Origin of the sequence: Oerskovia douganii, from assembly GCF_015142735.1 — a bacterium.
Lineage (GTDB): Bacteria > Actinomycetota > Actinomycetes > Actinomycetales > Cellulomonadaceae > Oerskovia > Oerskovia douganii.
In genome coordinates this window covers 197,890-209,406 of sequence record NZ_JACSPN010000002.1, presented here as the reverse complement: position 1 = coordinate 209,406, position 11,517 = coordinate 197,890, and the positions used below count along the sequence as shown (strand labels likewise).

General features: G+C 73.3%; 9 protein-coding genes. 2 read left to right on the top strand and 7 right to left on the bottom strand.

Annotation, left to right across the window (positions count from 1 at the left end; genetic code table 11):
- Positions 1-79 precede the first annotated feature (79 nt).
- The 6 genes from folE to dacB all read right to left on the bottom strand — a co-directional run bounded on the left by folE (position 80) and on the right by dacB (position 7,341).
- Positions 80-691 (bottom strand): GTP cyclohydrolase I FolE, encoded by a 612-nt coding sequence (gene folE / locus H9623_RS02550; protein ID WP_407671820.1) that lies wholly within the window; start codon positions 689-691, stop codon positions 80-82.
- Between the two features lies 1 nt (position 692).
- Positions 693-2,759: an ATP-dependent zinc metalloprotease FtsH gene (gene ftsH, locus H9623_RS02545; RefSeq protein ID WP_193718521.1), complete on the bottom strand. Its 2,067-nt coding sequence runs from the start codon at positions 2,757-2,759 to the stop codon at positions 693-695.
- A gap of 235 nt (positions 2,760-2,994) precedes the next feature.
- Positions 2,995-3,549, bottom strand: a complete 555-nt coding sequence (gene hpt, locus H9623_RS02540) for a hypoxanthine phosphoribosyltransferase (protein WP_030144051.1) — start codon at positions 3,547-3,549, stop codon at positions 2,995-2,997.
- A 5-nt stretch (positions 3,550-3,554) separates the two neighbouring features.
- Positions 3,555-4,697, bottom strand: a complete 1,143-nt coding sequence (tilS, locus tag H9623_RS02535; protein WP_193718520.1) for a tRNA lysidine(34) synthetase TilS — start codon at positions 4,695-4,697, stop codon at positions 3,555-3,557.
- A 5-nt stretch (positions 4,698-4,702) separates the two neighbouring features.
- Positions 4,703-5,830, bottom strand: a complete 1,128-nt coding sequence (locus H9623_RS02530) for a zinc-dependent metalloprotease (protein WP_193718519.1) — start codon at positions 5,828-5,830, stop codon at positions 4,703-4,705.
- Positions 5,831-5,934: 104 nt separating this feature from the next.
- On the bottom strand, positions 5,935-7,341 hold the full coding sequence (gene dacB / locus H9623_RS02525) for a D-alanyl-D-alanine carboxypeptidase/D-alanyl-D-alanine endopeptidase (RefSeq protein ID WP_193718518.1): 1,407 nt from the start codon (positions 7,339-7,341) through the stop codon (positions 5,935-5,937).
- Between the two features lie 274 nt (positions 7,342-7,615).
- On the opposite strand from dacB, the gene H9623_RS02520 reads away from it, so the two are divergent.
- Positions 7,616-8,119, top strand: a complete 504-nt coding sequence (locus H9623_RS02520) for an inorganic diphosphatase (RefSeq protein WP_030144047.1) — start codon at positions 7,616-7,618, stop codon at positions 8,117-8,119.
- Between the two features lie 128 nt (positions 8,120-8,247).
- Here H9623_RS02520 and H9623_RS02515 read toward each other — a convergent pair whose 3' ends face one another.
- Complete coding sequence (locus H9623_RS02515) at positions 8,248-9,690, bottom strand: C40 family peptidase (RefSeq protein ID WP_193718517.1); 1,443 nt, start codon at positions 9,688-9,690, stop codon at positions 8,248-8,250.
- A 456-nt stretch (positions 9,691-10,146) separates the two neighbouring features.
- Between H9623_RS02515 and H9623_RS02510 the strand changes: the two genes are divergently transcribed.
- Positions 10,147-11,511 carry a bifunctional o-acetylhomoserine/o-acetylserine sulfhydrylase gene (locus H9623_RS02510; RefSeq protein WP_193718516.1) on the top strand — a complete coding sequence of 455 codons (1,365 nt, stop codon included), beginning with the start codon at positions 10,147-10,149 and terminating at the stop codon, positions 11,509-11,511.
- Positions 11,512-11,517: the final 6 nt, after the last annotated feature.

Here is an 11,517-nt window from a genome sequence, read left to right as displayed (position 1 = left end):
GACGAGCGTCCGACCGACCCCCGCGAACGGGAGGCCGCTCGGGGTGCCGTCGTGCTGTGTGTGCTGCACTGCTGCGCGCCTACCGTCCCAGGATCAGGCTCATGGCCTCGGCGCGCGTGGCGCCGTCGCGCATCTGGCCCCGCACCGCGGACGTGACGGTCCGGGAGCCCGGCTTGCGCACACCGCGCATGGACATGCACAGGTGCTCGCACTCGACCACGACGATCACGCCGCGGGGCTCGAGGTGCTCGACCAGCGCGTCCGCGATCTGCGACGTGAGCCGCTCCTGCACCTGGGGGCGGCGCGCGTACACGTCGACCAGCCGGGCCAGCTTGGACAGCCCCGTGATCCGGCCGTCGGCGTTGGGGATGTACCCCACGTGCGCGACGCCGTGGAACGGGACCAGGTGGTGCTCGCACGTCGAGTAGACCTCGATGTCCTTGACCAGCACCATCTCCTCGTGGCCGAGGTCGAACATGGTCGTCAGGACGTCGCCGGGCTCCTGGCGCAGGCCCGCGAAGATCTCGCGGTAGGCGCGGGCCACCCGGGCAGGGGTCTCGACGAGGCCCTCACGGTCCGGGTCCTCACCCACGGCGAGGAGGAGCTCGCGCACCGCGGCGCGGGCCCGCTCCTCGTCGTACTCGGGGACGTCGGCAGCGGCACGCAGCCCCTGCTCGGCCCTCGCGGTCACGTCAGACCTGCCCGTCGTCGACCGTGCGGTCGGCGGGGACCTCGCCGATGCGCTCGGGCGGCAGCTCGTCGCTCGCCGCCGCGGCCTCGTCCTGCGGGACCACGATCGGCTGTCCCGTCGGGTCCTTGGGCATCTCGGCCTTCTCCGCGTCCGTCAGGACCGGGGGCCGGTGCGACACGGCGCGCTGCTCGCTCGAGAGCCAGACCTCGCGGGGGGCACGCTTGACGACGGGGGCGAAGATCTCCGCGAGCTCGGCCTGGTTCAGCGTCTCCTTCTCGAGGAGCTCGAGGACCAGGTGGTCGAGCACGTCGCGGTACTGGACGAGCACCTCCCACGCCTCGTCGTGCGCGGCCTCGACCAGGCGACGGACCTCGTGGTCCACGGTGCCCGCGACCGACTCGGAGTAGTCGCGCGTGTGGCCCATGTCGCGGCCCATGAACGGCTCGCCCGAGCCCGTGCCGAGCTTGATCGCGCCGACGCGCTCGCTCATGCCGTACTCGGTGACCATCTTCTTGGCGATCGCGGTCGCCTTCTCGATGTCGTTCGAGGCCCCCGTGGTCGGGTCGTGGAACACGAGCTCCTCGGCGACCCGCCCGCCCATGGCGTACGCGAGCTGGTCGAGCAGCTCGTTGCGCGTCGTCGAGTACTTGTCCTCGAGCGGCATGACCATGGTGTACCCCAGGGCGCGTCCGCGCGGCAGGATCGTCACCTTGGTCACGGGGTCCGTGTAGCGCATGGCCGCGGCGACCAGGGCGTGACCGCCCTCGTGGTACGCCGTGATCTTCTGCTCCTTGACGTTCATGACCCGGGTCCGCTTCTGCGGTCCCGCGATCACGCGGTCGATCGCCTCGTCGAGCGCGCGGTCGTCGATGAGCTGGGCCCCGGAGCGCGCCGTGAGCAGCGCGGCCTCGTTGAGGACGTTGGCCAGGTCGGCACCGGTGAAGCCGGGCGTGCGGCGCGCGACGGCGGCCAGGTCGATCTCCGGGACGATCGGCTTGCCCTGGGCGTGCACCGCGAGGATCGCCTCGCGGCCCTTGAGGTCGGGGGCCTCGACGGCGATCTGCCGGTCGAAGCGGCCCGGACGCAGGAGCGCGGGGTCGAGGATGTCGGGGCGGTTGGTCGCGGCGATGAGGATGACGTTGGTCTTGACGTCGAACCCGTCCATCTCCACGAGGAGCTGGTTCAGGGTCTGCTCGCGCTCGTCGTGCCCGCCGCCCATGCCGGCACCACGGTGACGGCCCACCGCGTCGATCTCGTCGACGAAGATGATGGCGGGCGAGTTCTCCTTGGCCTGCTGGAACAGGTCACGCACACGGCTCGCGCCGACACCGACGAACATCTCGACGAAGTCCGAGCCGGAGATCGTGTAGAACGGCACGCCCGCCTCGCCCGCGACCGCGCGGGCCAGCAGCGTCTTGCCCGTCCCGGGAGGGCCGTAGAGCAGCACGCCCTTGGGGATCTTGGCGCCCACGGCCTGGAACTTGTCCGGCTCGGCCAGGAACTCCTTGATCTCGTGGAGCTCCTCCACGGCCTCGTCCGCGCCGGCGACGTCGGCGAACGTGACCTGCGGGGTGTCCTTGGACGCGAGCTTGGCCTTGGACTTGCCGAAGCCCATGACCTTGGAGCCGCCGCCCTGCATCCGGGACAGCAGGAACCAGAAGACCAGGCCGATGATGAGGAACGGCAGCAGGAGGGAGAGGGCCGACGTGAGGAACGACGGACGCGCGATCTCCGAGTTGTAGCCCTTGGGGGGGTCCGCCTCGGTGACAGCGTTGACGACGGCCTCGCCCTGGGGCGCGACGTAGAAGAACTCGACGCTCTTGCCGTAGTTCACCTCGTCGTCGCCCGTGCCGGTCGTGTAGTCCTCCGACAGCGTGAGCTGGACGCGCTGGTCTCCGTCGACGATGAGGGCCTGCTCGACCTTGCCGTCGGCCAGGAGCTCGAGCCCGGTCGACGTGTCGACCCGCTTCACGTTGGGTCCCGACAGCGCCATGAAGGCGATCCCGAGGATCGCAAGGCCCACGACGATCCAGATGATCGGTCCGCTGAGAATCTTCTTGATGTTCATCGGCGACGGGGACGATTCCCCGTATCCCTCCACTCGCGCAATGGTTCCGCCAGTGAAGTTACACGCACAACCTGGCAGTTGGCTGGTCTGTTCGCCCAGGGCGTTGCCTCGACGAGCGGCGTCCGCAACGGGCGGCGGCGGGGCCGCGGGGTGGCCTCACGACGACGGGGGCGGGATGCGCGACGACGGCGCGCGTCCCCGCCTCCCGTCATCGCAGGGGCACGGGGGTGGCGCGTCAGGACGAGTAGACGTGCGGGGCGAGCGTGCCCACGAACGGCAGGTTGCGGTACTTCTCCGCGTAGTCCAGGCCGTAGCCCACGACGAACTCGTTGGGGATGTCGAAGCCGATGTAGCGCACGTCGACCTCGGTCTTCGCGGCGTCGGGCTTGCGGAGCATCGCGGCGACCTCGACCGAGGCGGGGCCACGGCTGCGCAGGTTCGACAGCAGCCACGACAGCGTCAGGCCCGAGTCGATGATGTCCTCGACGATCAGCACGTGGCGCCCCGTGAGGTCGGCGTCGAGGTCCTTGAGGATGCGCACGACGCCGGAGGACTTGGTGCCCGAGCCGTAGGACGAGACCGCCATCCAGTCCATCTCGACGTCGTGGTGCAGGAGGCGTGCGAGGTCCGCCATGACCATGACGGCGCCCTTGAGCACGCCGACCAGGAGCAGGTCCTTGCCCGCGTAGTCGCGGTCGATCTGCTCAGCGAGCTCCACCAACCTCCCGCGGAGCTGGTCCTCGGTGAGGAGGATGTTCTCGAGGTCGTTGCCGACGTCGGATGAGTCCACGGGTTTCACTCCTGTGCTGGTTCTGCTGGTGTCTTCGCGGGCGCGGTTCGCGCGTTCGAGGGGGGCCCCGAAGGCCGTAGGAAGAGTCTCCCACGGCTCCGCAGTGCCCGGAGGTCTCCGGGCAGGTGCGCGGGGCCCTGGCCCCGCCAGTCGGTGATCATCGCGTCGAGGGTCGCGACGTGGCTCGCGAAGAGGGATCCGGCGGGGCTCCCGGCCTCGACCGCGGCCGCCCGCAGGGCCCGACGGCGCAGCGCGGCCGGGGCGGACAGGAGCACCCGGGTGTCGAGCACCACAGGGGCGGGCGGGGAGTCGCCCGGCGACGCCCCCTCCTCGGTGGGCGTGCCCAGGTCCGCGACCCGCGCCTCGTCGAGCAGCCGGGCGGCGAGCCCGTCGAGGAGGTCGGCGTCCTCGCGGAGCAGGTCGGCCGTCCGGGCGAGCGTGACCGCGACCCCCGGCCCCAGCACGTCCTCGAGCACGGGGAGCACGCGGGACCGCACCTGCGAGCGCAGCGGGAGCCCGTCCGGGCGGTCGGCACCGCCCGGCGGGGGGTCGACGGCACCGCCCGGAGCGAGCGCCCCGTTGGTCGGGTCCGTCCACCAGGTCAGCCCGTTCGCGGTGCACACGTCCTCGGTGTCGCTGCGGCGCAGCGACAGGAACGGTCGGCGATACGTCCCGCGGACGGCCGCCATGCCCGCGAGCGACCTCGCCCCGGAACCACGCGCGAGCCCCAGGATCACGGACTCGGCCTGGTCGTCCAGGGTGTGCCCCAGCAGGACCGCCGCGGCCCCCGCCCGGTGGGCGACGTCGTCGAGCACCGCGTAGCGCGCGTGGCGCGCGGCCGCCTCCAGGCCCCCGGGTCCCTGGACCCGCGCCCGCCGGACCTCGACCGGCTCCAGCCCGAGCGCCCGGCACTGCTGCGCCGCGACGGCCGCCACCTGCGCGCTGCCGTCCTGCAGACCGTGGTCCACCACGACGGCCCCCGCCCGCAGCCCGTCGCGCGAGGCGACGAACGCCGTCGCGGCCGCGAGCGCGAGCGAGTCCGCCCCGCCCGAGCAGGCCACGAGGACCAGGTCCCCCGGCGCGAGGTCACGGACCGAGCGGCGCACGGCGCGTCGGGCCGCGGCCTCGGCAGGGTGAGGACCGACCACGCGCGTCAGCCGTGGACCCGGCGCACCCAGGCGCGGGGGTCGGCGATCTCCTGGGCGGAGGGCAGGTGCTCGGGTCCTGACCACACGGCGTTGAGCCCGTCGCGGCCCACGTCCCTCTCGACGGCGCGCACGAACGCGGCACCGTCGCGGTACTGGGCGAGCTTGGCGTCCATCCCCAGGAAGCGGCGCAGGACGGTGTCGAGGGTCCCGGCGCCCTGACCGTCGCGGCGCGCCTCGAACTGCGCGCGGATGCGCCGGACCGTGGGGACGGTGGCGCGCCCGACGGCGTCCATCATGACGTCGGCGTGCCCCTCCAGCAGAGCCATGACGGCCGACACCTCCTCGAGGGCGCGCTGCTGGTCGGGCGTGAGGAGACCGTGGGCCACGCTCCCGTCCTGCCCGCGCACGGCCCGCAGGACGACCCGTCCGGCGGTCGTGAGCTTGTCGCGCAGGCGGGCCTCCGCGAGCTGTCGCGAGGACTCCGAGAGCCCCACGAGCAGGTCACGGGCCGCGGCCCGCAGGTGCTCCGCGAGCCACGGCGCTGCCGTGAACTGCAGCGCGTGGGTCTGCTCGTGCAGGCACACCCAGAGGCGGAAGTCCGCGGGCACGAGGTCGAGGTCGCGCTCGAGCTGGAGGAGGTTCGGGGCGACAAGCAGCAGGCGCCCGGGGGCCGCCCCGGCGTCCGGGTCGAGCACGCTGTACGGGTCGAACTGCCCCAGGACGCGGCTCGAGAGCGCAGCGAGGACCGCACCGACCTGCGCAGCCCCGACGAGCGCCGTGGCCGGGGAGACGGGCTTGTCCCCCGCCGCCGTGAACGACTCCGCGACGCCGTCGGTCAGGCTCGCCATGACCTCGGTGTTGGCCAGGGCCCAGCGGGAGCGGTCGACGACGTACACCTGCGAGAGCTCGAGGGTCCCCTCCCCCGCGCCGGGCGGCGGCGTGAGGTCGGGCGGGGACATGCGCGTGACACGCAGGACGTGCGGCACCGCTGCCGACGCCGCCTCGCGCAGCCCCGCCACGAGGGCCGCGAGCTCGTCGCGCGACGCGGTCGGGCCCGGAGGTGCGACCCGGGCGGCGATCTGCGCGGCGGCGACCCAGTCGACGAGCGGCGTGCCGAGCACGGAAGACGTCATCGCCCCACCGTAGCCGCTGACCGGACCCGGCGGACCGGGCGGTCAGCAGTCGCGTCGGGCCGTGCCGGGTCGGGCCGGTTCGGGCCGTGCCGGGCCGTGCCGGGTCAGTCGGCCTGACCGACCAGGCTCCCGACGAACCCGTCCAGGAGGAGCCGTGCACCGTACGAGCCGCCCTCGGGCAGGGCGTCCGCCAGGAGCACGAACACGAGCTGCCGGTCCTGCGCCGTGACGACGGTCCCGGCGAGCGACGTGACGCCCGGCAGGCTCCCCGTCTTGGCCCGCACCAGTCCCCGGCCCGGCGACGCGAGGAATCGGTCGTCGAGCGTCCCGGAGAGACCCGCGACGGGCAGTCCGACCGCTCCGGCACGCAGGCCGGGCTCGGCAGGGTCCGCCAGGAGGTCGAGCACGGCGGCGAGCTGGGCAGCCGAGAGCGACGACCCGTCCCCGAGCCCGGAGCAGTCGGCGAGGACCGCCCCCGTCAGGTCCACCCCCAGGCGTGCGACGCTCGCGCGGACCGCCTGCGTGGCGCCGTCGAACGTCGCGGGCAGGCCCGCGTCGATCGCGACGAGCCGCCCCACGACCTCGGTGATCGTGTTGTCCGAGTGCTGGAGGAAGTACGCGACGACCTCGCCCAGGGGCGCGGACTCGACCGACCCGAGCACCTTCGCCGACGAGGCGGACTCGCCGCGGACCGGCTCGCCCTGGACCGTGATCCCCTGCTCCGTCAGGCGCTGCGCGAGCACCTGGGCGGCCGCGAGCGACGGGTCGGGGCTGCGCTTGGCGTACTCCGCGTCGCTGAGCCGAGCGATGTCCACCGCGACCGACGTGACGGGCGCGATGTACCCGGCCGTGACGTTGCCCTCGAAGACCGCGGGGCTGACGGTGGGACCAGAGAAGTAGCGGTCGTCGACCACGAGGCGCACGGTGGTGCGCCCGGTGACCTTGAGCTCGCCCGCGACCTGGGCCGCGAGGTCCGCCATCCCGGCCCGGCCGTTGACCGCCAACGGGTCGCCCTCGCCGGCGGCGAGCATCATGTCGCCGCCGCCCACGAGGGCGATCGTGCCGGCGTCGACCTCGACGACCTTCGTGGTGAGCGTCACCTCCGGTCCCGGGGACGCGAGGGCCGCGGCCGCCGTGAGGATCTTCTGGGTCGAGGCCGGGACCATGAGGGTGTCGGCGCCGCTCTGCGCGAGCACCTCGCCCGTGATCCGGTCCATGACCACGCCACCCACCCGGTCACCGAGGCGGGCGTCGTCGACCAGCGCGTCGAGCGACGCGGAGATCGTCGCGGCGTCGGGCAGCGGTGCCGACTCGTCGAGGACCGGGAGCGTCTGCGCAGGTGAGGCCGAGTCCGTCGCCCCGGGAACGTCCGGGAACGGGGCTGCGGGGGCGACCGCGGGAGCCGTCGTCAGGATGCCCGGCACCACGTCGTAGGCGTCCGCCGTCAGGTAGCCACCCGCCAGGACCACCACGATCCCCGCTGTGATCCCGGTGCGTGCTGCCCAAGCCATCTCGGTCCTCTTCCCTCCTGCCGTCGGCGCTCTGGGGTGCGCCGCTCACGTGCGCATTATCACCCAGGAACCCCGACGTCCCCTGGGTCCGGCCTCAGCCCACCCAGGCCGTTCGTGTCACACTAGAGGGCGCATCACGGCCTGATACCTCGTGGTTCACACCACCCGGCCAGGTTCGCCGGTCGGAACGACCGGGGCCGCGTGCGCACGACAGCCGATTCACGACCGCCACACCGCGACCGAGCGGGTGCGCCGGTTCAACTGGAGGAGAACAGTGGAGTTCGACGTCACGATCGAGATCCCGAAGGGCCAGCGCAACAAGTACGAGGTCGACCACGCGACAGGTCGCATCCGTCTTGACCGCATGCTGTTCACCTCGACGCGCTACCCGGACGACTACGGGTTCATCGAAGGCACCCTCGGTGAGGACGGCGACCCGCTGGACGCCCTGGTCCTGCTCGAGGAGCCCACGTTCCCCGGTTGCCTGATCCGTTGCCGCGCGCTCGGCATGTTCCGCATGCGCGACGAGGCCGGCGGTGACGACAAGGTCCTGTGCGTGCCCACGGGAGACCAGCGTGCCGCGTGGCGCCAGGACATCGACGACGTCTCGGACTTCCACCGTCTCGAGATCCAGCACTTCTTCGAGGTCTACAAGGACCTCGAGCCGGGCAAGTCCGTCGAGGGCGCCCACTGGACCGGCCGCGCCGAGGCCGAGGCCGAGATCGAGCGCTCGATCCAGCGTGCGATCGACAGCGGTTACCACACGCCCGGTCACTGAGGTCCCTGAGGTCGCTGAGACCCCTGAGGTCGCCGACGCGACCGACCTGCCCGGCCCGCGAGGCCCGGCGACGACGCACGACGAGGCCCGGTCCCCTGAGGGGGCCGGGCCTCGTCGTGCGCGGGGCGCTACGGCCGTCCGGCGTACGGCATGCTGCTCGTCCACCGGACGGGGCTGATCTGCACCGGCTTGCCCTCGTAGATGGCCTCGATCATCTGGCCGTTGCCGACGTACATGGCCACGTGCCAGATGGTGCTCGGGTCCTGGGGGTTCTTGCCGTAGAAGATGAGGTCTCCGGGGCGGAGCTGGCTGTAGGGGATCTTCGCGACGTGGCCGTATTGGGAGCGCGAGGTCCGCGTGATGCTCACCCCGACGCTGGCCCAGGCCTGGGAGGTCAGGCCCGAGCAGTCGTACGCCGGGCCGGTGCCGCCCCACAGGTACGGGGCGCCGATCTTCGTCCGCGCCCAGGCGACCGCGGCCTGCCCCTTCGCCGCTCCGCTGCCCCCGGGGTTCACCGGTGGTTCCACCGGTGGCGTGACCGGAGGCGTGACGGGCGGGGTCACCGGGGGCGTGACGGGCGGCGTGACCGGCGGGGTCACCGGCGGGGTCACCGGCGGGGTCACCGGCGGGGTCACCGGCGGCGTGACGGGACGGCTCACGCTCCCCCCGCCCGACGGCGGAGCGGGAGTCGTCCCGCCGCTCTCCTCGGGCGCCGGCACGGTCTGGCCGCCGCGGTCGGCCTGGGCCCGCTGCTCGGCGGCGGCCCGCCGCTCGGCGTCGAGCGCGTCCTGCCGCGCGCGCTCGACCTCGACGGTCGTCGCACGGGCCGCCGCGAGGTCCGCGAGGAGCTCGTCGCGTCGGGCGGCGGCCGCTCGGACGGCGCCGTCGATGCTCTGCTGCGCCTCGACCGCTGAGACGTGGGCCTGCTCGGCCCGCTCGGCGGCTTCTGCCTGCGCCTCCTGCGCGGCGACGGACCGCGCCCGGGCCGAGTCCGCGAGGGCGCGGGCGGTGCGGTGCCCGTCGGCGACCGCCTGGACCTTGCGGCCGGTGAGCCGCTGCGCCTGCTCGGACGTGACGATCTGCTCGAGCTCGTCGGCGTCGAGCACGACGCGCAACGTGTCGAGCGACCCGCCGGACTGGCGCGAGGCACGGTAGGAGGCACCCATCGCGGAGCGCGCCGCGGCCTCCCCCGCCTCGGCCGTGGTGAGTGCCGTCTCCGCGGCCTCGACCTCGGCCGTGGCGGCCTCGAGAGCGCTCTGCGCCTCGCCCGCGTCCTCGGCCGAGAGGCCCGCGCGGATCCAGGCGGCGTCCTGCTGGTCGGCGAGACGGGCGAGCTCGGCCTCGATGTCGGCGACCCGGCGGGTCGCCGACTGCTCGTCCTGCTGGGCCGACCGGACGTCGTCGTCACCGGGGGGCTCTGCCTCGGCCGCCGGGACGACGCCTCCGGTGAGCGACACGGCCAGGGCCGCGACGAGCGCGACCCGCCCTGCGCTCCGGTGCGCGCCGGGCTCCTGGGCCGGGCGACGCCGTCGGGCGGGTGTTGCCTGCTGAGGGGAAGGCTGCGGGAGCATCACGCTCCTCCTATGCGTCGTCGGGAGGCGTCAGCCGCACGGGCGACCGGAGGGCGCCGCAGGCACGCGGCCGACGTCCAGTCTCCCTGGCGGTCCAGGAAGGCGCGACCAGGCGCCCGGAGGAACGGACGCCGTGCACGGGTGAGCCCCCGCCCTGGGTGTCTCGCATCGCGAGACGGGGGTATCGCCGGATGAGATGCCGACCTAGTCTCGGAGCATGACCTGCCGACGAATGTGTAGCTGACCCCCAGCGCACGTTCGCCTGCCTGCGGGCGGCCCCCGGACGCAGCCACGGACCACGCCGACGACGACCGTCGGCCCACGGCCCCGCGGCCCCCAGCCGGTCCCGCCCACCGCGTGCGCACCAGTCCACCCACTGCCCCGCCGCGGACCGCCCCCGGAACCAGGCCACCGGACGCACCTGCGGCTCCCTCCCCCGCACCCCAAGGAGCCACCATGAGCACCGAGCCCCGCTGGTCCTTCGAGACCCGCCAGATCCACGCCGGCCAGACGCCCGACCCCACCACCGGGGCACGCGCGCTGCCGATCTACCAGACCACGTCGTTCGTGTTCCCCGACGCGGGGGTCGCGGCCGACCGCTTCGCCCTCAAGGACCTCGGCCCCATCTACACGCGCATCGGCAACCCGACCGCCGAGGTCGTCGAGAACCGCATCGCCAACCTCGAGGGCGGCGTCGGAGCGCTGCTGCTCGCGTCGGGCCAGGCCGCGACCACGTTCGCGATCCTCAACGTCGCCGAGGCCGGCGACCACGTCGTGGCCAGCCCGTCGCTGTACGGCGGCACGTACAACCTGCTCCGGTACTCGCTCGCCAAGCTCGGCATCGAGACCACGTGGGTCACCGACCCGCACGACCCGCAGGCCTGGCGCGACGCGGCCCGTCCGAACACCAAGGCGTTCTTCGCCGAGACCATCCCCAACCCGCAGGCCGACATCCTCGACATCGAGGCCGTGGCCGCCGCCGCGCACGAGGTCGGCGTACCGCTCATCGTCGACAACACGGTCGCGACGCCCTACCTCCTGCGGCCCATCGAGTTCGGCGCGGACATCGTCATCCACTCCGCGACCAAGTACCTCGGCGGGCACGGCTCGGCGATCGGCGGCGTGATCGTCGACTCCGGCAACTTCGACTTCTCGAAGGACCCCGAGCGGTTCGCGAGCTTCAACACGCCGGACCCCAGCTACAACGGGATCGTGTACGCCCGCGACCTGGGCGTCGACGGCATCCTGGGCGCGAACCTCGCCTACATCCTCAAGGCGCGCGTCCAGCTCCTGCGCGACCTGGGCTCGGCCATCTCGCCGTTCAACGCGTTCCTCATCGCCCAGGGCATCGAGACGCTGTCGCTGCGCGTCGAGCGCCACGTCGAGAACGCCAAGACCGTCGCGGCGTGGCTCGAGTCGCGCGACGACGTCGTGTCCGTGGGCTACGCGGGCCTCCCGTCGAGCCCCTGGTACGCCAACGCGCAGAAGTACACGCCGCGCGGCCCGGGCGCGATCGTCACGTTCGACCTCGACGGCGGGAGCGACGCCGGCCAGGCGTTCGTCTCCGCGCTGACGCTCCACTCGAACGTCGCCAACATCGGCGACGTCCGCTCGCTCGTCATCCACCCGGCGTCCACGACGCACGCCCAGCTCAGCCCCGAGGAGCAGGTCACGGCCGGCGTCACGCCGGGCCTCGTCCGCCTGTCCGTCGGGATCGAGCACGTCGACGACATCCTCGCGGACCTCGAGGCGGGATTCACCGCCGCGAAGGCCGCGCTGGGGTCCGACGCCGCGACCGCTGCCTCGGTCGCGGCGGAGTAGGGCACC

Bases quoted from the DNA above. Each gene is read 5' to 3' on its own strand.
- H9623_RS02530 (WP_193718519.1), bottom strand. From the start codon at position 5,830: ATGACGTCTTCCGTGCTCGGCACGCCGCTCGTCGACTGGGTCGCCGCC.
- ftsH (WP_193718521.1), bottom strand. From the start codon at position 2,759: ATGAACATCAAGAAGATTCTCAGCGGACCGATCATCTGGATCGTCGTG.
- dacB (WP_193718518.1), bottom strand. From the start codon at position 7,341: ATGGCTTGGGCAGCACGCACCGGGATCACAGCGGGGATCGTGGTGGTC.
- H9623_RS02510 (WP_193718516.1), top strand. From the start codon at position 10,147: ATGAGCACCGAGCCCCGCTGGTCCTTCGAGACCCGCCAGATCCACGCC.
- H9623_RS02515 (WP_193718517.1), bottom strand. From the start codon at position 9,690: ATGCTCCCGCAGCCTTCCCCTCAGCAGGCAACACCCGCCCGACGGCGT.